The organism is Enterobacter huaxiensis (assembly GCF_003594935.2).
Lineage (GTDB): Bacteria > Pseudomonadota > Gammaproteobacteria > Enterobacterales > Enterobacteriaceae > Enterobacter > Enterobacter huaxiensis.
This window is the reverse complement of the sequence record NZ_CP043342.1, coordinates 2,246,523-2,266,772: the sequence shown is the minus strand read 5'-3', so window position 1 is coordinate 2,266,772 and position 20,250 is coordinate 2,246,523. Positions and strand designations below refer to the sequence as shown.

23 protein-coding genes are annotated in these 20,250 nt (G+C 50.8%); 3 read left to right on the top strand and 20 right to left on the bottom strand.

Annotated features, from left to right (window positions below; all coding sequences use genetic code 11):
• The first annotated feature begins 143 nt into the window (after positions 1 to 143).
• The gene (locus tag D5067_RS10880) at positions 144 to 371 is read left to right on the top strand and encodes a hypothetical protein (protein WP_108417350.1); all 228 of its coding nucleotides are present in this window, start codon (positions 144 to 146) and stop codon (positions 369 to 371) included.
• A 173-nt stretch (positions 372 to 544) separates the two neighbouring features.
• Complete coding sequence (locus tag D5067_RS10875) at positions 545 to 883, top strand: hypothetical protein (RefSeq protein WP_125913632.1); 339 nt, start codon at positions 545 to 547, stop codon at positions 881 to 883.
• A 373-nt stretch (positions 884 to 1,256) separates the two neighbouring features.
• On the opposite strand, the gene D5067_RS10870 is transcribed toward D5067_RS10875, so the two are convergent.
• From D5067_RS10870 to D5067_RS10860, 3 genes are all read right to left on the bottom strand, one after another.
• Positions 1,257 to 2,525 carry a Y-family DNA polymerase gene (locus tag D5067_RS10870; protein ID WP_119936519.1) on the bottom strand — a complete coding sequence of 423 codons (1,269 nt, stop codon included), beginning with the start codon at positions 2,523 to 2,525 and terminating at the stop codon, positions 1,257 to 1,259.
• A 2-nt stretch (positions 2,526 to 2,527) separates the two neighbouring features.
• The gene (locus D5067_RS10865; RefSeq protein WP_119936518.1) at positions 2,528 to 2,947 is read right to left on the bottom strand and encodes a translesion error-prone DNA polymerase V autoproteolytic subunit; all 420 of its coding nucleotides are present in this window, start codon (positions 2,945 to 2,947) and stop codon (positions 2,528 to 2,530) included.
• A 172-nt stretch (positions 2,948 to 3,119) separates the two neighbouring features.
• A complete protein-coding gene (locus D5067_RS10860; RefSeq protein ID WP_119936739.1) occupies positions 3,120 to 3,677 on the bottom strand; it encodes a recombinase family protein in 558 nt (185 codons plus the stop codon).
• An 82-nt stretch (positions 3,678 to 3,759) separates the two neighbouring features.
• On the opposite strand from D5067_RS10860, the gene D5067_RS10855 reads away from it, so the two are divergent.
• Complete coding sequence (locus D5067_RS10855) at positions 3,760 to 4,584, top strand: tail fiber domain-containing protein (RefSeq protein WP_119936517.1); 825 nt, start codon at positions 3,760 to 3,762, stop codon at positions 4,582 to 4,584.
• A gap of 2 nt (positions 4,585 to 4,586) precedes the next feature.
• Here D5067_RS10855 and D5067_RS10850 read toward each other — a convergent pair whose 3' ends face one another.
• The 17 genes from D5067_RS10850 to D5067_RS10770 all read right to left on the bottom strand — a co-directional run bounded on the left by D5067_RS10850 (position 4,587) and on the right by D5067_RS10770 (position 20,248).
• On the bottom strand, positions 4,587 to 6,065 hold the full coding sequence (locus D5067_RS10850) for a phage tail fiber protein (RefSeq protein ID WP_235843290.1): 1,479 nt from the start codon (positions 6,063 to 6,065) through the stop codon (positions 4,587 to 4,589).
• Between the two features lie 66 nt (positions 6,066 to 6,131).
• Complete coding sequence (locus tag D5067_RS10845; RefSeq protein WP_243544827.1) at positions 6,132 to 9,986, bottom strand: TipJ family phage tail tip protein; 3,855 nt, start codon at positions 9,984 to 9,986, stop codon at positions 6,132 to 6,134.
• Between the two features lie 52 nt (positions 9,987 to 10,038).
• Positions 10,039 to 10,635: a tail assembly protein gene (locus tag D5067_RS10840; RefSeq protein ID WP_235843313.1), complete on the bottom strand. Its 597-nt coding sequence runs from the start codon at positions 10,633 to 10,635 to the stop codon at positions 10,039 to 10,041.
• Positions 10,636 to 10,732: 97 nt separating this feature from the next.
• Positions 10,733 to 11,380 carry a hypothetical protein gene (locus D5067_RS10835; protein ID WP_119937813.1) on the bottom strand — a complete coding sequence of 216 codons (648 nt, stop codon included), beginning with the start codon at positions 11,378 to 11,380 and terminating at the stop codon, positions 10,733 to 10,735.
• Positions 11,381 to 11,419: 39 nt separating this feature from the next.
• Positions 11,420 to 12,133, bottom strand: coding sequence for a C40 family peptidase (locus D5067_RS10830; protein WP_119937812.1), 714 nt, complete (start codon positions 12,131 to 12,133; stop codon positions 11,420 to 11,422).
• A gap of 1 nt (position 12,134) precedes the next feature.
• Entirely contained in the window at positions 12,135 to 12,890 is a 756-nt protein-coding gene (locus D5067_RS10825; protein WP_119937811.1) for a phage minor tail protein L, read from the bottom strand.
• A complete protein-coding gene (locus D5067_RS10820) occupies positions 12,887 to 13,234 on the bottom strand; it encodes a phage tail protein (protein ID WP_119937810.1) in 348 nt (115 codons plus the stop codon). Before D5067_RS10820 ends, D5067_RS10825 begins: the two co-directional genes overlap by 4 nt.
• Positions 13,235 to 13,296: 62 nt before the next feature.
• Positions 13,297 to 13,653 carry a hypothetical protein gene (locus tag D5067_RS10815; RefSeq protein WP_119937809.1) on the bottom strand — a complete coding sequence of 119 codons (357 nt, stop codon included), beginning with the start codon at positions 13,651 to 13,653 and terminating at the stop codon, positions 13,297 to 13,299.
• Positions 13,654 to 13,773: 120 nt separating this feature from the next.
• Positions 13,774 to 16,686 (bottom strand): phage tail tape measure protein, encoded by a 2,913-nt coding sequence (locus tag D5067_RS10810; RefSeq protein WP_119937808.1) that lies wholly within the window; start codon positions 16,684 to 16,686, stop codon positions 13,774 to 13,776.
• Complete coding sequence (locus tag D5067_RS10805) at positions 16,683 to 16,901, bottom strand: DUF1799 domain-containing protein (protein WP_308446515.1); 219 nt, start codon at positions 16,899 to 16,901, stop codon at positions 16,683 to 16,685. The genes D5067_RS10810 and D5067_RS10805 overlap by 4 nt, the downstream gene beginning before the upstream one ends.
• A gap of 92 nt (positions 16,902 to 16,993) precedes the next feature.
• Positions 16,994 to 17,305, bottom strand: a complete 312-nt coding sequence (locus tag D5067_RS10800) for a phage tail assembly chaperone (RefSeq protein ID WP_023344275.1) — start codon at positions 17,303 to 17,305, stop codon at positions 16,994 to 16,996.
• A 60-nt stretch (positions 17,306 to 17,365) separates the two neighbouring features.
• Positions 17,366 to 18,037: a phage tail protein gene (locus D5067_RS10795; protein WP_119937807.1), complete on the bottom strand. Its 672-nt coding sequence runs from the start codon at positions 18,035 to 18,037 to the stop codon at positions 17,366 to 17,368.
• 68 nt (positions 18,038 to 18,105) lie between these two features.
• A complete protein-coding gene (locus tag D5067_RS10790) occupies positions 18,106 to 18,516 on the bottom strand; it encodes a DUF4128 domain-containing protein (protein ID WP_020690993.1) in 411 nt (136 codons plus the stop codon).
• A complete protein-coding gene (locus D5067_RS10785; protein ID WP_119937806.1) occupies positions 18,513 to 19,097 on the bottom strand; it encodes a hypothetical protein in 585 nt (194 codons plus the stop codon). Before D5067_RS10785 ends, D5067_RS10790 begins: the two co-directional genes overlap by 4 nt.
• Before the next feature lies 1 nt (position 19,098).
• Positions 19,099 to 19,449 (bottom strand): hypothetical protein, encoded by a 351-nt coding sequence (locus D5067_RS10780; RefSeq protein ID WP_119937805.1) that lies wholly within the window; start codon positions 19,447 to 19,449, stop codon positions 19,099 to 19,101.
• A 1-nt stretch (position 19,450) separates the two neighbouring features.
• On the bottom strand, positions 19,451 to 19,933 hold the full coding sequence (locus D5067_RS10775) for a DnaT-like ssDNA-binding protein (RefSeq protein ID WP_119937804.1): 483 nt from the start codon (positions 19,931 to 19,933) through the stop codon (positions 19,451 to 19,453).
• A 36-nt stretch (positions 19,934 to 19,969) separates the two neighbouring features.
• On the bottom strand, positions 19,970 to 20,248 hold the full coding sequence (locus tag D5067_RS10770; RefSeq protein WP_263069989.1) for an Ig-like domain-containing protein: 279 nt from the start codon (positions 20,246 to 20,248) through the stop codon (positions 19,970 to 19,972).
• Positions 20,249 to 20,250: the final 2 nt, after the last annotated feature.

Sequence of the window (20,250 nt, the reverse complement as noted above, 5' to 3'; positions counted from 1 at the left end):
TTCTCCAGTTCAAATGGACCGTTACAGTACACGTTAAGAAAGTATAATGCTTGTTTTAATTTCGAAAGAGGAAAAAAAATGAACAAACAGAACCCTTTCGACCACCTGCAGGGGCTAGAAACCCTAAAAATACATGGTGATATATGAAAAAAGTAATCATTTTTTTTAATGGTAAGCCAAGTAAAGTTATCACTGTGCTTAAAGGAGTGACATCAATACGCGAAGAATATCCTAATGGAGAAGTGATGAACCTTCAGATAATGTCAGCAGGTTTTCCCTCTTTAACAGGTGACCATGAAGTGGTTTATGTGGCATCAGATCGAGAGCTTACCTCTCAGGAAATATTAGATGCGGCGCAAAAGTATCTTTGACGCCAGGGATTCAACACCAACATTCATGAAATAATTATTATAACTACGTTTCATTTTTATAGCCTGTTTAATGCAGGCTTTTTTTTACCCCCATACAGACATTTATAATTAAGATATGGACATTCAACACCATGGCAATATCACTCTATTGCTGAAGCAACCATAAGGCTTCCATGAAAATCCTACATTACACAGTATTAATAGTTGCTGAAGCCCAATCCTCAGATAATAATATCAACCCTCTCATCTTGGATCTCTTGCATGACCGAAACTATTCAAGTAAGTCAAACCGAGGCATTAAACTTCCACCCCATGCATTCGTTGGTTCAGAGGGTCAGGCAGTTTTAGAGTGGGAGTCTGAAAAAGATGGAGCAGAAAAACTAAAAAAAAGACTCTACCAGATGCTGCATCGAATTATACGTTTAGAAGAATGTCCCACAGCAATTTTTCTAATGATTTGCCCAGAAGATAAAACATTAACCTTTGTTTCAAGACTTAAATTAAAAAAATGAACATCGATGTTTTAACCTTCACCATCTGAAAATACTTTGACCGTGCAAACTGCGAAAAATCATGATACACATCAGTAAATACTGTATCATTTGCTAAGCATTGCTGTTACATTCGGTTTAATGATGAATCCTCCTCAGCGGCAGGGCTAATTAACCTGATGATTTGTATATCAAGCGGCTCATCGTGAATTTCTGAAGCAGCGAGTCACGAGTGGTTAGTTCAATGACTCACCGGGAGGCACCCGGCATCATATCCGTGAGCCCCTGTATAATTGCAGGGGCTTATTTACATTACAAAAGCATAGTCGTAGACATATTATTGTTAATACTCATAGCCGGTAATTAGGTTCGGATGAATGGACCGATTTAAGAATCATCTAACTTTTATTAGGTCTGAATACCTCGTAGTATATCGTGGAGATAACATATCCCGTTTCATCTGCCACTGCTGCTGTATGCCCTGCCCGGCAAAGAAGAGGGTTCCCTTTCCGTCTTTAGCGTTCAGATGATCCAGCGCATACATTAGTTTTTCACTACCTGCCCGCGGAGCGCTCTCGTCAAACAAGTTGAGCTGGGCCACGCCCTGACTAAAGAAATCGCCAAGCATAATGCCAGCTTTCTGGTATCGGTGTCCGTCATTCCAGATTTTGTCCAGGCACTTTACCGCGGCGTTAATGATGTCGCGGGAATCCTGAGTGGGGGTGAGAAGTTTGATTGACGCACTGTTGCCGTAATATGGCTCATTCAGGGCAAAAGGTGACGTCTTCACGAACGCCGAGATAAAACGACAATACTGGTGCTCACCACGTAGTTTTTCAGCGCCACGGGCCGCATAGCTGCAAATAGCCTGGCGCATCTGCTCATAGTCCGTGACGCGTTCGCCGAATGACCGACTGCAGACGATTTCCTGCTTTGCTGGCGCAAACTCCTCCAGATCAAGACAAGGCTCGCCGCGCAACTCCCGGACCGTTCGCTCGAGTACCACGTTAAAGTGTTTACGGATAATCCATGTGCTTTGTTCTGAGAGGTCCAGAGCCGTTTTAATGCCCATGGCGTTAAGCTTCTTACTTATGCGACGGCCAACGCCCCAAACGTCCTCTACGGGTACTAGGGCAAGGAGTCGGCGCTGGCGATCGATATTCGATAAATCAACTACTCCGCCAGTCTGCCGCTGCCATTTCTTTGCGGCGTGGTTGGCGAGTTTAGCGAGTGTTTTTGTCTGGGCAATGCCAACGCCAACGGTGAGGTGCGTACGCTTCAGAACCGTAGCGCGGATCTCCTTGCCGAACTCGGTCAGGTCCCGGCAGTTTCGCACTCCAGTAAGATCACAAAAAGCTTCATCGATACTGTAAATTTCGACGCGGGGGCTCATTTCCTCTAGCGTCGTCATTACCCGGTTCGACATATCAGCATACAGCTCGTAGTTACTGCTGAAGCAGACAACGCCAGCTCGTCGGAACAGTTCTCTCTGCTTAAAGAACGGCTCTCCCATGGTAATTCCAGCCGCCTTGGCCTCGGCGCTGCGAGCGATTACGCAGCCATCATTATTCGAGAGAACGACTACCGGCCGCCCTCTCAGGTCCGGCCTGAATACAGTCTCGCATGATGCGTAGAACGAGTTCACATCACAGAGCGCGAACACGTTCAGCTCGCCGATTTAACGATGAAAGTCACGACGCCGAAAACGTCCAGCGTGTCTTCGCTGCCAACAATGATCGGACTGTAGGCGCTGTTCATTGGATTGAGTTGCACGGTCGGGCGCAACTGCAGGCGTTTAACAGTGAACTCCCCTTCCACCGCTGCGATGACAATGTCACCGTGCACAGCAGTCCTGGAGCTGTCTACCACCAGCAGATCACCGTCGCTGATACCGGCTTCGATCATAGAATCACCCGCGGCTTTGACGAAATATGTCGAACTCGGGTGAGCGACAAGTAACTCATTGAGATCAATGCGCTGTTCAACGTAATCAGCTGCGGGGCTAGGGAAACCACACTGCACTAAGTCACTGAAAAGCGGGGGAGCAATAATTTCTCGCAGTTCTGCAGGCCTGATAAACTCCATACGACACACCTCGAACACTGTTTTTATATACAGTAGTTTCATTTGAGTATGCACGCAAGACAGAGGGTCTGCCATGACTGATTAAAGCTTCGCCGTTTCGTTTCTAAGTTTCTACGTCGCTTCGAATTATGAGTTTTGTAAATTTTATGGCCGCAATTCTATGTGAGCAAAATTAAGCCGACTTTGAAGCGGGAAATTTTTTATAAAGCGTGCATACGGCAACGTCATAAATTATCGCTATCTCCTTCCTGTCCATGCCGTTCGCAATCAGTCGGCCTGCCTGTGCCCATTGCTCCTCGGTAAGTTTCGGACGCCTTCCACCTATTCGTCCCTTCTCACGAGCTGCAGCCAGACCTGCCCGGGTGCGCTCCACAATCAACTCCCTCTCCATTTCTGCCAGAGCTGACATGATATGAAAGATGAAGCGCCCCATCGGGCTGGATGTATCGATACTGTCCGTGAGGCTCTTAAAGTGGATACCGCGCTGCCGGAGTTCGTCCACAAGCAGCACCAGATTACGCATGCTTCTCCCGAGGCGATCAAGCTTCCACACCACCAGCGTATCGCCCTCATTCAGGGTTTTCAGAAGCTTTTTGAGGGCCGGACGGTTCGCCACCGTTCCGCTCATTTTTTCTTCGAAAATTTGTTCACATCCTGCGCGTTCGAGCGCTTGTCGCTGCAGATCTGTATTTTGGTCATTTGTTGACACCCTTACATAGCCAATTTGCATATTTTTCATCCAATAATTTCTGCAAAAAAATCAGGTGAAGTTATCGGCCAGGTAGCCTCAGGGCAATCTATAAAACGTCGGTTTGGGAGATACCAACACAGCCAACTTCGGAAGCCTCGAAGTTGGAGCCAAAAAACCCTCTTCGGCAAGCTTTGTTGATTTTCATTTTCTTGGCACTAACGACTATGACGCGCGCATTCTGTGCGGCGGCAATTCTAATGGTGCGATAGGGAAAGGAGACTTCACATTCTACGCCGGAAAATACGTTTTCATTGGCGATAGCTTCGAATTTCGTAACCCTATTACCTGTCAGAACAGCATTAGCGCTTCTGCAAAGATTGCGACCACTTCTGACATGGAGTGCAAAACTAAAATTGCTGTTTTAGCTTCAGCTGACAATCAAAATGCCCACCTATGGTTCTATGGTACCGGAGGTGCATCCAGGGGGGTTATTTACTCCAGTCAAACAGGAATTATTCAGATCCGTCCTGACAACAATGATAATGGCGGCTCTAACGGTTACTCGTTTGCATTTGGGGCTGATGGTAAGTTCACCTGCGTCACGATGAATCAGACCTCAGATGAGCGTGTGAAATTCGACAAAGAACCCGTCAGTAACGCTCTGGAGAAGATTTGCTCCCTGACGGGTTATACGTTCGGCATCCAACTGACTGAATCGGAATCGCTGCAGAGCGCAGGCATCATCGCTCAGGATTTGGAAAAGGTGTTGCCCGTTGCTGTAAGTTCTGGCGGGACCGGCACTACACCGACCGGAGAAGAGATTAACGATCTCAAAACCGTGGACTACAGCGCAATAAGCGCACTGTATGTGGAAGCGATTAAGGAGCTGGCCGAACGGGTGAGTAGGCTTGAAGAAGACCTTAAAGTATCTCGTGGGAAAGGATAGGCTTAATCCCCATCAGTTGGAAGTGGCAACGTTTCCTGTTGCTGCTGTTTAAGGTTGTAAGGAGAGTTAACAGGCATCTCAACGCGCACAGACACAAACTGATCGTGAGGAATATCGACCGGATCGCCATTACTCAAGCCGTCCCGTTCGTTCCTGGCGAACGCCGGCGCTTCCGGGTGTGTGCGGTGATAGGTTTTCACCAACACCGAACCGTCAGCATGGACCTCATAATCCAGCCAGATGAGCGGCTGTTTATTTCGGTCGGTTGGTATCTCGAATCCCCCATCAATACCGCCCCAGATAGCGTCAGAATTTAGACCACAGCACCCCTCAATCAGGTATTGCCCTGGTGCAATACGTAGAACAGTACATCCTTCTGATTCGTCGTTAACCTCACTACAGCCGTCAGAAAATACTTTCACAATGGGAGATGCTCGCTTAATGAAACCGTTGGCATCGACTGTAGTGTTTTTTGTTCCCCAAAGATTGTTGTATTGAGCTGTGCCTGCAGAAATGCTGGAATCATTACCTGCGGAGATCATCGCATTACCGGTTCTGTAATCTACCCACAACGTTGAAGCTGTATCGCCCGCGCGGAAGTAAAGAGAGGCACCATACTGGAAGGTCTGCCCGCCAATAACGAGGTCTGAATTTAAAGTGCGAAACGCAGCTGTACCGCCATTTAATCTTCGCTCGTTCATACATTGTGCAACGTTCCCGATCTGAGAATCAAAACCAGTCCCAAGTGCTGCGCCTGAGGCGATGATAGCCCCGTCATTAGCGCGAAGAGAGAGGTAGCGATTTAAAGTGTTATTGGCTCCGTTGATGTGTAGCGTCAGGTAGTCGATACCGTCTGCGCGCCTTTCAGCATAGAAGCGGGCATAGTTTTTGATTGACCCGCTGTTGTCCTTCGATGTTGTCGTTAAAATTCCTGAAGCTGAAGAATCGTTATCTCGCGTAAGATTCAAATTACTGAAGGCAACATTATCGCTGTTTCCCAAACCGAGGTTTGTGCGAGCGTCTTCTGCCTTAGCTGCTCCGGTTCCTCCGTCAGCAACAGCCAGCGCACCGTTACTCCCTTTCTGTGCCAGTTTACCGATGCCGGGGATCGTTACAGAGGTTCCATTGATGGTAACTGTGATGCTCTGGTTTGCAGAGGTGGTGGCGAACGTCTCCCACGCGCCAATGTTCTCGTCATACTCTTTGATGAGCTGCGACATGGCCTGCGCCAGGCCGTCGACTGAGATAATGTCCGATACAAGAATTCCATACTTCTGGCCGCTGAGCGCAGGGGAAGCTGCAGGCGTAACCGTCATTGACGTGGCGCTGTTCACAGATGAAATCTGGAACAGCTGCACCGGGTTAGACATCACGATAATCGTCTGGCCAGCGCGAACCTGGCTGGCGGGTGCTGTCCAGTTTGTGCCGGTGCCGGTGGCGGTGTTTCCGTTAATGGCTATGGTTCCAGTGTTATAAAGCATATTTTCTCCAGACAATAAAAAACCCGCCAAATAGCGGGTTTGAGAACAATAAATTGATTATTGTAATTACAACTGTGTAAACGAACCGGTGCCTCGCATAATCAACATCGCAGGCGATTTAATTGATACACCACCACCTTCAGCCCTCGCAACAATAGAGCAATCAACTACTCTGGCTGATGTTCTTACAGAAAATATAATGGCTGAGCAATCTGTAGTGCTGTATGCAGAAACCCCTTGATTACTTAACTGAACGACAAACTGTTTAGATGCACCTGCGATAGTGACCGTTACTCTCGCAGTGCCTGCTGTTGCTGGGCGGTATGAATCAATCATACACATAACGAGTACTTGTTTGTCCAGGGAGCCTGTAGTGCTGTCAGTATATCTGAACGACCTTTTTGTATCGGTGTTTCCCGCAGTCATTTCTGTATCTGCAAATACATAACCGTTAGCTACGTCGCCAATGAAACTTGTTGCCTCAACCGTGCCTTTGAATTTTCCACTCGTTGCATTTATCTCTCCGGTAAAACTCCCATTGGTTGCATACACAGTTCCACGGATGGTCACATTATTGAATGTTGCATAACCGGATTTGTTGATATGCCAGCCAACGTTCCCTGTCCCGTCCCAGGTTGTCGACTGGATGTAGCTGCCTATTTTTAGGTTGCTGATTGTCCCATCACCAATGACCGTGTCCCGGATTATCGTTTGCCCGTTCTGAATAACGAACGGAAGCGTAACGGTCGCTCCGGCCTGGTGAGTCACCGCGAAACGGTCAGCCAGGAAGATAACCTGCGACTGCATCCCGGATGGCGTATTCTCAACGCCGATCCCCATCCCCGCGGCGTAATACTGCCCGTTGCTGGAGACGCCAACCTTGATGTTGTACATCGCGCTCAGGTCGCCATTTACGTTCGCTATCGCCTGAGCGTTAGTTGTAATGGCTGAGGTATGCCCGTTCACCGTCGCCGTTATGCCGTTTATCTGCGTGGCCGTAGCCTGCTGATAGTCGGAGAACGTCTGATTCAGGCTGTTGATGGATGCCTTGTTGCCGTTGACGTCCGTCTGCAGGCTCAGCAGCGAGCGCGCCGTTGCCTCCTTCTCGTTAACGATTACCTCATCAATACGATCCAGCTGCGCACTGTTACCGGCGACCGTTGCGGATAGCCTTTTACGCGTAGCCACCTGCGCCAGCCCGTTCTGGATAATGGCAATGGCTGAGTTTTTCACCCCGCCCGTCATGCCGTCCATAGAGACAGAAATTTCATCAATCTTAACTTCGGCCTGGGCCAGCCCGTCAGCATTTTCTTTGATGGCCAGCGCCTGCAGCTCAAGTTCATCGTTGGCCTGTTTGATGTCGTCAGCCATGCCAGCAATTTTTTCATTGCTGTCTACCGCGTTCTCGATCAGGTCTTTGAACGTATCGGAGTCTTTAATTTCCTCCAGGATCACATCTGTGATGTCGGAAACATCGATGCTGGCCTGTCCTCGCACCCATTCTGCGTACCCTGATTCGTTGCCGCTGCGGTCCACCAGCTGCGCGCGGTACCAGAAAATCTGCCCAGCCTTAAGGCCCATCTGCTGATATTTGCGCTGCGGATAAGGCACATCGGCCAGCAGCATCGCATCGTCCTCGGTACCGGTCAGGCTGTACTGAATTTCCGTCTTAAGCGTGTCGTCGGTATTAGCCGGGAATCCCCAGTTCAGCTCGATACCGAATACCACGTTTTCAGAAGCGATGAAGCCAACCGGCTTCGGTGGGTTGCCCACTTTCCCCGTCAGTGTTTTCTCTTCTGAATAGCCCCAGCCGGACGAGATTTCTGCGGCATTGATTGCGCGCACGCGCACCAGGTAGCGCCCTGCATAAATCCCGGGGACGTCGAATGACGTGGTAGAGCTGCGTGGCACGTTTACCCAGTTCCCGTCGTTACGCCGCCATTGAGCCTCATAGGCTATAGCGTTCTGCGCCTGGTCCCAGCTCACGCGCATCGTTTCGACGCTGATATTTTGCTGCACCACTGAAAACGAGCTGATCACGATGTTCGCAGGTGGCGACTGGTTGCCCGGCGGGATCACGCTCACCGGCCGCTGGTCAATGATGGCTCCGGTATCAATGCGATCGAATTTATCCGGTTCGTGATTTGCACCGACGATTGTGAACGTGCCGTCATTATTATCAGTTACCGTAATAACGCGATACTGCTGTGCGTAGAGTTCATCAGACTCAATGACCCATACGGCCTCAGCCACAGGCGTTTCGCTGTAAGCGGTCGTAACGGTCACTTTATTGCCCGTTATCGACTGAATGGTGCGAGACTGTGAAACACCCGATGGAAGATTGACAATCATCCTGTCGGCTGCCGAAGCATCCGGAGCCCTGTCCAGGGTCAGCACGCGACCATTCACCGCAGAGATACGGCCGCCCAAGTCGCGCCCGGAGAGATTTCGGTCCGCTACAGCGATTACATAGCCGGGCTGTGGAATGTTGCCATCTTCCCCTACATTGAAAGTAACAATGCGATCTTTATTGTTGGTGAGGATCCCCCATCGCCCTTTCCGATTCGCTTCCGACTGACGGGTACAACCGATCGCAGTTATCTCAAGTTGATTAAACCCATAACGCGCAACAAGTGCCTGCTCAAAAACAGGCTCCATCGCATCAGAATAGGCGTTATCAGGATCCGACCAGGACACCAGCGCATTGGTGTAACGGTTCTTTGTAGTACTGCTGGAATAGGTAAATCGGCCATCAATAACGTTCGCATGAGTGTATGTAAAATCAACATCTCTCGGCATGTCCGCCAGCGCTACAATCTGGTCGTCGCCCCAGTAGGTCATCCCGCGGAAGATAGCAGCAAAATCACGCAGGACCGTATAAGCGTCGTTGCGTTCCTGAATGTATACGTTGCAGGTATAACGTGGTTCGGTACCACTTCCGCCTTTGCCATCCGGTACCAGTTGATCGCAATACTGTGCAACCTGGTAGAGCGTCCATTTATCTATGTTGGCCGTTGTAAGACGATCCCCAAGTCCGAAACGGTCGCTGACCACCAGGTCGTAGAAAATCCATGCAGGGTTATCGGTCCAGGCCCATTTAAATGTCCCAGCCCACGTACCGCTATAAGTGCGGGTTTCGGGGTCGTAAGTATCCGGTACGCGGATAACTCGGCCGCGGGGCTCGCAGGAGATCTGCGGGATAGAGCCGTTAAACTGGCTGGAATCGAATTCGATATAAAGCAGCGCTGTGTTTGGATAGCGTAATTTGGCGTCAATTACCTCGGTGAAGCTCTGCAGCATCATCGTGTCGCCGATCTTCGCGCTGTTGGCATCAGACGTAATCTTACGTAGTCGGATTGTCCAGGTGCTGCCAGCCTGAGGTAAATCAATACGGTGGCTGCGCTCGTAACCAGAAGTCGTTTTGCCGGTCACGCTGGTATTGAGTACCGTCTGCCATGTACCGCCGTCCATCTGCAGGTCAATCGCATAATTAACCGAGTAACCTACCAGATCGCCGTCGTCCTCCTGCTTGAAAAGCGAAGGCCATTTCATACGCAGGCGAACCGCTGAAAGCTGCGTATTGGTAAACGTGCGCGTCCACGCTGTAGCGCTCGATACCTCAGTTCCCACGCTGATTTCGTTTTCGGTACCCGGGATCCCTTGAATGTATTTTTGTGCCTGAGTTCCTGGCCGAAACTCCCACGTCACACCGCTGAAGTTTTGGGAGCCGTCAGCATTCTCCAGAGCCGTTCCGTCCAGGTAGATATCTTTGCCGGTTAGCTGCCCTGCAAACTCCCCTTCCCCAAGCGCAACCAGTATTTTAGCCTTCGCTACAGATTGCAGATCGTCAGGCTGTTCGGTAGGGGTTCGGGAACTGGAGCTGCCGCCCTTGCGGCCTTTTATAGCGATTGCAGTTGCCATATTGCACCCATAAAAAAAGCCACCCGAAGGTGGCCTGAAAGAAGGTATTTATTTATTGCTGATCTTCAACATAAATCCCGGCAGAAATAATCGCGCCACCGATTCGCCGGCGACCATACAGGAGCGGTACCGAATTCCCCTGGGCTGTCGTATTTGTGACTCCACCAAAGGCATAACTGGCCTTGTTGTCCGCCGATTGCTTGCTGGCGAGTCCGGTTGTCTGCGGCGAGAGCATCTGCACAATGCCGCCCAAGGCCATTGCCCCTCCGATCTGGAACATAATGTTACTCGCGGTGATACCTACTCCAGGCATCCAGATTGCAGCAGCAACAAGTGCAACACCGAGGATGGTTTGGAAGATACCTCCTCGCTTACTCCCAACGATAACTGGCGCTATGCGAATATCAGCCGAGCTCTGATCCATGACGAGTTCATCATTGTTCAGGTTACGCTTACCGCTGAAAACCGCGTAAGTCAGGCCCCGTTGCTTACTGGTATTCAGGAAACGTTCAAAGCCGGGAAGGATGACACATAGGGCTCGAACTGCTTCTTTTGGAGAAGAAACATATAGTTTGAATTCACGACCAAAGGTAGCCCCGAGGACTCCGTAAAGGCGAATCGTTCTGATTGAGTCACGTGCTTTAATCACAAGCAATCCACTCCCAAAAAAGCCCATTGATTAAGATGGGCGCTGCGTAATTACATGGCATATGGCAATTAGATTAGAAAGTTGATTGAATATAGATTTAAACCCAACTTTGAATCCATTTCCAAAATGAAGAACACTGTTTCAGTGATTCAATCGACTTCATTTCAGGGTGGTTTAGATTGAATGTTACGAAGCTATTAGGGCATTTTGCGGATAGTGAAAAATAGCTCACTAAACAAGCATCAATCTTCGCATCATCGGTGGAGTGGTACATGCCATCAATAAGTGAGGCAGTTGGAGGAAGATACTTCGCCTTCATCAACTGATAATTCAAATCTGTTACTTCCATAACTGGTGCCATAGCACAAATTTGCGCTGCATTGAGATAGGATTTCCCATCCCCCTGGCAATTAGCCGAAGCATCTACGAATGCGTCTTGCAAATCAGATCGCAGCCTTACATAGTCTTGATCCAAAGCCTTAGAGCTTGAGAACACACCGAAAATGCCAAATGCGACTCCTAAAGCGAACATCCCTCCGCCAACTTTGAAATCACAGTCACCCCATGTAATCCATCTAAATAAAAACAATGTCAGCCCAAGCCCTGTGAATAGTTGCCCACCGCCAGTCCATAGATTGAAATCGCAACTGAAAATATTATTAACTAAAAGTAAACCACCAATTATGGTAGGGCTTAATATTAAAATCCATTTTAAAAAACCCTTTATTTCATTGTTTAGTTGCATGCATTAGACCAGCCTAATTAATGTTTAAGACAATTATTATTAAATAAAAAGCGATTTGTGACGAACTGTTTTCATTGTTCGATCGCGCCAATAACCGCCATAAGGAACCCGTTGGCTCAAGTGCCCATAAAGGTGATGCAGTAGCATGTTGCCTTCCAGCAGAATCCCCGCATGATTCCACTTATCAGCCTGAACCTGCATGATCACCATATCGCCTGGTTTTGGCGGCCCGTCGAATTCAAGGAATCCGCACTCATACCAGCAATCCTGATAGAAATTGTCCGGATAGTCGTTTTCCCACCAGGGATAATCGACCCGGTAATCGTGAAGCTCGATACCATGCGTTTGCCGGAAATAGCTCATTACCAGCCCCCAGCAGTCAAAGTGACCAAGTACAAACGGACGCTCGAGCAGCGGCAGTTCTCCACGCGGCTGAATGGTCCGTAAATCCCCCTCCGGCCAGCTCACGATATGCCAGGGTAAAAGGGTTGCATCGCATTGCGCTTTATCCAGTTCGCTCGGTTGCGTCGTGGCATCAGGGTGACTGTGAGCGATGGCAATGACCTTCCCCCAGTCTTCAGCAGCTGCATAGTCTTCGGGGCAAAGTACAAAATTGTCCTCCGGCACCACGGCAAGATTCCGGCACGGGAAATAACGTTCAACACGGCTTTTCTGCGCCACCACGCCGCAACACTCGCGAGGATACTCAGCTGCAGCATGGGCCATAATCGCATCGATGGTTTTCTGACGCATATCAGCTCCTGATCAAAGACGTGCCTGGGAACCCACCGAACGGCAGTTCGTTGCCGTCTCCATGCCGGAGCTTACAGGCCGTAAGCGTGCCGTTGCATTCGTCCAGAGAAGGGTCGCTCACCTGGTTGTTGTTTTTATCGAAATAGCGGGTTCCGGCATAGTCACAGCCGTCGCCGGTGCGATATTTATTCCGGATACACCAGGTACACAGAGAATGAAGCTGACGTGTCGGGATCATCAATCCCTGCAGGTCCATCGGACTGGTAAGAACAAACTCAATACTTTCGCCGGGCAACTCACTATTTTTACCGTCGATGTAGAAAACTCGTTTCCTCACCTGCAGGGGATCTGCTGTGGGATTTCCATCCGGGAAATTGCGCGCATCGAGATAATGCGTAAATGTGTCATGAATAGTGACCTTGGCCTGCAGCATATCGTCATAAGCAAGACAGAGCGCCGTGATTGAGCTGTCAATATTTGCCACGGTAAGCGTAGGCTGCGCACTGCTGCCATCGGTAGAGGCTTCCAGCCCCTCCAGCTTATATGGCCAGGCACCATACTCTTCGCCCTGCCACCAGATGCTCTTCGCCTTAAGCTTTGATTCGTCGCCACCAGCAGCCGCAATTTCATCTTCGGTATGCGGCAAGTTATATGCATGAAAGCGCAGAACGTTGTCCAGACCAAACGCAGAACCGTCCACCTCGAGAAGACGCATTTTTTCACCAGGTTCGAGGCGTTGATAATCTTCGGTAATCATGGTGCGTATGCCTGCTTGAAGGTTGCTTTTATGATCATCACTTTGCTGGAGAGCGGCTGGGCTTTAATGGAATCAGCTTCTATCCGGTATAAACCGGTTTCGCCAACAGGGGATGTCCAGATAAAGGATTTTGTAATGTGTTCGCGGCAAAAACTCAGAGCTGCAAGTATCTCTGCCTTCTTCCCAGTAAGAGTCATTGGCCAGGACTGTTTTTCAGGATTAATTCCATCCCCAACGATCTGCTCATAACCGTCACCAAAGGATGCAGAACGAGTTGAGTAGCTGAACTCCCCCTCCATTCCTGCATGTATCTGGGTTCGCCAAGTGAATGTTTGGATCGCCACTTATCCTCCGGGTATAAAAAAACCCGCAGAAGCGGGTTATTCACAAGAGTGCATACGAGGTATTAAAACGTTTCTATGGTCGAAATTCGGTAGACATAAGGGCCACGCTGCATTCCGTCCTCGTCAGTTTCGTTATATGTAATGACACCGTCTACATTTAGGGGGATATCAAGAATATCAATTGTTGCGGTGTTTTTTTGGATTGTTGAACCCCAATCCAGAAGAGCTAACCCATCCCCAAATTCTTCCATTACGAATGGGTAACGCTCAACTCCCCATGTCTCAAAGTTTTCTACAAAACCAAAACCGAAGGCAGCAGAGTCATAATTTAGCTTTTTGTCATTCAGGACTGGAGAAACGAATGAAATGCTTGATTTTCCATCCCCTACCCACAGGGCTGTCACTTTAATTGAAGCCATTCAAAAAACCTTAACTTATTAATTTCAAGGAGATAATCATAACACCTCAGTATGAGGATGGTCTGTATTCTTGATACGATTACCAAAAATAGGGGTACTACAAATGAGAGTTCCTGTTAATTATCTAGATTTCGTTGCATTCCAGATTAGCCCCCCAGGTTGCAACTGTTTGGCAATCCCAGCACGAACAGATTGATCGATGGTCTGTTTGTAAGCCCGTGAAATAGCGTCGTTGCTGCCTGAAGTCTGCTGCTGAGAGTTCTGGTTTTGAACGACTACAGACGTTTGAACATTTACGCCACCAGCAGCAGGAGATTGCAGGCCATACGTTGGCGCCCGGCCAACGTAACCACCATCGGCATACCCTTGTCCTCCACGCATCAACGCATAGAGATTGCCGACACCCAATGCTCTGGTCGCTTCCTTCGTAAAAACAAACTCACCGCCGTGTACAACGCCTTTCGGTTGGTATTTACCGCCATCACCGGTGTAGCCGCCACTATCAAAACCGGGAACCAAGCCACCGCCGGCAAAACCAAAGAACGCCCCGATACCCGTTCCACCAAAGGCTGACTTCATTCCATTAACCAGAGCCAGTTGAGTCAGCATCTGGGCGATGCCCTTTAGGAAGGTAGTCAGGAAGTCTGAGAAGTTGGATTTACCAGTAGTAAAAAAGTCGGTGAGCGTGCTGGCCATCCCGGTGAACGCATTGCTGGTAATCGTCTGCACCTGCGAGTAAACATTGGTCGCGCTGTCCTCAAATTCAGCCCAGCCCTTTTTCGCGCCAGTCAGCCAGTCGCCACGTAACCGATCCTCAGCATCATAGTAATCATTCGCCGCTTTAAGCTGCTTCTGATAACCCTCGTCGTCAAACGTGCCGCCTGAGTTGATCCATCCAGAAGAAAGCTGGCTCTTTGCCAGCTCACGTTGTGCCTGACGGTCACTCATCCCGGCACCGTTCACTAATGCAGCCTGCTTCTCTGCCATCTGCGTGATGTATTTCTGCGAGGTATCCATGCGCTTGTTCAGCTGTTCCTGTGCGGTAATCTGATCACCTAACAGGGCTTTCTGCCGTGCCAACTGAAGCACCTGGTCTTTACTGGCCAGCAGGGATTGTTCCTGCTTTGTCAGTGAACGTGAACGCGAGGCCTCCTCCAGCACCTGAAATTTCGCTTCAGTCGTCCACAGATCTTTGCGCTGCTGGCTGATAGTGTCGTTCAGCCCTTTATGCTGCTGCAGCGCGCGTAACTGTGCCTGAAGCGCCAGTAATTCGGTCTGGGCAGCATCCGTGCTGCGATCGCCAGCCGATAAAGTGCCCTGCTTTCCGGTTTTGGTTTTTTTACCAAAAGAAGCGACTCCTTCACGATCCTTCTGGGTGGTTGCGGTACTTATCTTTCTGGTCGTATCGAGGTATTTACCTGCACTGATATCAGCCGCATCCCAGTCTTTTTTCAGCTGAGAAACGCTGTCGCCATAAGCGCCGGCCATTTGTTCGTTGTAGTCCTGCCATCCCTGCAAAGTATCTGTTTTCGCCCAGTCGGGAACGAGGTTAATCGCGGCAGCGATAGAGGAAGAAATGATCTGGTTCAGCTTCTGGAAAACGATCGCAACGCTGTAATAAATTGCGTTGAATTCCTTCAGGGTGTTTGATGCCAGCTCAGCTACCCACTGACCGATACTCTGCATGGCCTCAGACGCCCAGCCCTTGATGTCCAGCCACAGGCGACCAAACGGCGTCAGCGAGTCGTAAGCCTGCTCCCCACGTTTTGCCATCGTATCGCCAAACAGGTCCATAGCCTGCGTAACGGCCGCGGTCTGGTCCTTTTGCTTTATCAGATCGTCAACATGCTTAAGTTGTGAAACGGTCAGGAAATTATATTGTTCGTTGAGACTCTGCAGCGCTTTAACAGGGTCTTTTTCGATGTCCTTATAGGCTTTGGTGATGTCCTGCGCCGAGACTATACCGGTCTGAATCGCCAGCGCCGTGGAGCCCGCTGCTTTTTCAAGTTGCTGCTGTGTCAGCGTTCCCATGCCAACCAGCTCAGTCATCAAACTCTGAACGGTTCCTACAGTAGCGCCAGTAGAGGCAGCAATAGACTGGGAGGAAGCCATGATCTGAAGCGCTGACGTGCCGGCAATGTTGCCAGTCCTGATAATGGCCTTGTTGATTTCGTCGTAGGCGGTGAAGTAGTCCGATCCCGCTTTGGCCGCAATCAGTACAACGCCAGCCAGGCCACCAATGGCTACTCGGGCAGGGGTCACCATCGACAACATCGCTTTCAGAGCATTGCCTACACCGCCAAACGAGTCACGGAGCTGACCGCCCTGCTGAATAGCGACCATATAAATCGGCATGCCGGAAGCCAGTGAAGTCACAATGTCGGTCATTTGCATCGGGAGATAACGCATTGCATTGCGATATTGGCCAGCGCTGACAGCCCCAGACTTCCATGCTTCTTCCTGCTCTTTCAGCTTTGCGATCATTGGGGCAGCACGATCGGATACGCCCAGTTGGGCAGCTTTTAGCTCTAACAGTTCTGCGCGCGTTTTACCGATTGCTGTGACCTGCTCCTCCAGCGAATCGATAAAGGTTTTGCCCGCTGCAGCTGCCCGCTGCGCTGCCTGAGCCTGTTCAATGCGAGCCCGCCCCTCTGCGGTCTCAGACTCCATGACCTGCGCCAGTTTAGCCCGCGTCGTCTCAAGCACGCTGTTGTAACGAGTAAAGTCCTCGTCTCCCACCAGCCCTTTACCGCGAAATTTCGCCAGGCTCTCCTGGATAGTGTCCAGCTCATCCAGCGCCTTGTTTACCGGACTAATTTTATTCAGCAGGTTCTGTAGTTCCTGACGCTGCTGCTTCAGGCTTTCGCTGTTTTTCTTCTGGTTATCGATACCGGTGCGGAACGTGCTGTTCAGGTCATCCGCTTTACCTGCCGCGGCGGACGCGGTCTCCTGAAAGCGCTCCAGTGCCTGGTTACCGCGCTCCAGCTCACTGGTATTTACGCGCAGGGAAATCGTGGCGATGTCGTTACTCATTCCGCCCTCTCTTTATGCATAACTTTTAGTGCGGCGCTCTCCATGATTCGGATGTCCGAAAGCGCGGTTGCCTCGTCGTCAACGTGGTGCAGGCGCATCACCCAGGGCAGCACGTTGTAATCAAGCCCTGATGCGCCTCCCATGCCCGTGCGCCACTGCGTGCTGACAGCCTGAAACACCAGGAATGAAGGCCATACATCTGGCCAGACGTCGATGTATTGATCGTCGTAGTCATCCGGCGTAAGCCCATAGGGTGCTAGGTCTGCCGCTGTGGGTTCAGGCGTATAGAATGCAGAGGCAACCGCTATCAGTTTTTTTCGCGCTGCCCCATCAGTTCGCGATAGTAGGTTTCAGGGATAGCCTTCATTGCAGCCGGATAGTTTTCCAGCAGCACCGACAGATTTTCCGCGTTGAATGCATCGGGGAGCGCCCAGCCAGAAATAATTTCCATCAGAAAATCAGTGGCAGTTTTGCCTTCCAGTTTTTCCAGATCAGCAAGCTCTTTAAGTGGCTTATGATTGAACGTGAAGGTCAGTACACCATCCTCATCGCCAGCGCGCGGGATCGAGACGTTGGCCTTGAAAGTTGGTTTGGGCTGAAGGGTGAATTTAGTCGCCATCGTTGCCTCTTAGTAAAAAAAACCTCCATGGAGGAGGCTCAGATTTTCGTTATGCCCGGCTTATGCCGCGGCGCCTGTAATTTTATAGAAGGTCATCGCAGGCGATTGCAGGTTCAGCACGACGCTTACCGTTTCGACTTCGTTCACCGCCGTGGCCGGGGTGTCGTCAAAAGATGCCGTGGCCGCCCAGTAACGGTTCTCCTTCGCCTTCGGCACGTACATGTACGCCGCCACAGTCTCTTCGTCTTCGTCCAGCTGGCGCAGCAGCGGATAAACTGGGAGCGTGGAGTCATGCGCGATCGAGTAAGTCTGAGAGACAGCGGATTTAAAGGTATTCAGGTTGCGCTGGCGATCATCGCTGAGGAACTGAATCTGCGTGGTGTTCTGATCACCACCAGATTTCGATACCTCAGTGATTTGTGGCAGTTCGGTCCATTCTTCAATTTTGCGAATAGAGCCGGAACCGCCACCCGCCGCGTATTTGTTTTTGTTGGTGGTATTGATGTTGCGAAGAGTGACAGCATTCTCCGCAATCGCGTCGATTTTCGCGATAACGTTATCAATACCCGACCAGTTGCAGTTCACGTGAACGATATCGCCGACCGCAATTTCGTCCGCGGCGCTGACGGTGATCACCGCGTGCTCAGCATTCGTCGCGCCGGTGAAAGTAATGGCCGGGCCATAGCCCGACGCCAGATAAACATGAGCGCCGTTAGGCAGTGCAAAGCCCATAATGGTTTCTCCTTCAGAAACGGGAAAACCGGCTCAAGGCCGGTCAGTTGTGGGGCATCAGAGGGGAATCAGCTGTTAATGTCTGCCCGATAATTCAGGCTGACAGGAACGGTGTAGGACACAGGTGTAGGGACGCCGCGGAATATGCCAGGCGCGCTGCTAATCCAGCAGGTAAAGTCTTTGCCTGCAATTTCCAGCCCCTCGGGGAACAACTCCGCTACTCTGCCCGCCAGGGCAACGACGGAGGTACGGCCGGAGCCGGCTGGCGCCACGACATTAATCTGGTACACGCCAGAATAAGTACGGCAGCGCAGACCGAGATCGATTGTTCGCGGCGTAACGGGCATATCGTGAACGGCCAGGTACATCTCGTTAGCAGGAGGTGTGAACGGCACGTTCTCCCATGCAACCGAAATGCCCTCAGCATCGGCCCAGGTACCCAGTCTGGCGGCCAGTGCAGATGCAATATCAGGAATCACTTAGTCACCTCCCTGACAGCTTCTTCAAAGAAGCGTTGAAACTCTGCTGCAGTTATGCGGACCATGCCGCCCGGAGCCTGTGTGGAATGCCCCATTTCAAGCGGGTAGGCATAGGGCACGTTGTTGCAGAAATAAATGGCCTTCATCCCGATTTTGAAGAGCGACAGCGTGTAGTTCCCGGCAGCTTTTGTCAGGTCACCGGTCTTATCAACCCGGCCTGTCTCGTCAGTCGTTGGCGCATCAAAGGACACCTGCCAGTTACCGCGAAAGCGTCCGCCCGTATACCCCGGCGGTGCTTTGATATCCATCCCATCCACCACCCGGGCTTTTTTCTTCAGTCGCCCGGTTTTGGTCAGGTTATCGGGATTGGCCCGCTGCGCCTCGTTGTGGTCGTAAACAGCGCGATTATAGGAAACGGCTGTCTGGTTAACTCCCCACAACTCCGGGTTGCCTACTGGGGACATCACCACCAGCTGGTTATGAATTTTGATTCCGACGGCGCGCACCACTGCTTCCTGATTCGTTTTCGCCTTGTTAACGAAAGCCGTGATTTCAGCCAGGAAAGCCGCGTTCTCGCCCATGCTAAGCCCTCAGTTGCGCTTTGTAGCAGAGCACCAGCACGGCAGGTTTTACCGGATTCGGTTTGACAACACGGCAGGCTGTGCCGTCAATATCGACCACATCGCCGATTTTAATTTCCTGCTCTGCCGTAAAAACGATCTGCACGTCGCCGTTAAAGATGACCGTTCCATCAATTTCGCCTGGCGCGTACTCGGTCTTCACGCCCACAGCAGTAAAACAGACCTCTTCAGTTTTATGCTCAACGCCGCCGATAACCGTTATCGAGCCTTTACGGGTGAAGTTGTAAGTCGCGCCGTTCTGCCTGAGCATGCGGGTCGTTCTGGCCTGCATACGTTGGTAATCAATCGCCATATCAGGCCCTCTCAGCAAATGAATTGATGGCGTAACCACGACCACCGGCGAGGTCGCCCAACAGCGCCATAACGGCAGGATAGGACGGCGTGAAGACTTCACCATCTGCGACCGCATAGGTCATGGTGACAGCACCTTCCACACGTTCAGTTTTCACAGCGGCTTCGCGCACGCTGGAGAGTAAATCGCCGTCGATTGCCTCTACCGCCAGCATGCACTGTGCGGTTATAACTTGCCGTGGAACTTCATCCGGCGGGAAATCATGTTCATCCAGAACGACATTCACGCGTGGCCATGCCAGAGCCTGTCTCGGGTCAGCTTTTGAGCCAACCCAATCCAGCCCTTCCAGGTAATCCATTGCCTTAATCAGCAAAGGCGTGAGCTTATCAGGCAGTTCAATGCCGCGTATTTCCGCAAATGAGGCAAGACCCTCTTCACTGGCGTAGCTGTTGGCATCAGGAGAGGTGATATCGGTATTGATCATCGATTCATCCTGTTTATGGGGCTTTCGCCCCATTCGTTATTCTCCGGCAGGCGCAGTGAAGGTGATCTCCTCTGTGGATTTCGCCACGCCGTCAACCGTGCCGGTTACCTTGAAGGTGCCAGCAACGTCTGATGTGAGTTTCACCGTTGCACCACCAGCAGAGCCGGTTTGAGAACTGGCCGTGCTGAGCGTGCCGCCTGTGGACGTCCACGCGACGGTTTTGCCGGAGACACCGGCGCCATTAAGGGAGTATTTCAGGGAAACAGTGACCGCATCAGTGCTGTCAGCAGTTGCGGAGGTTTTATCCGCTGACAGCG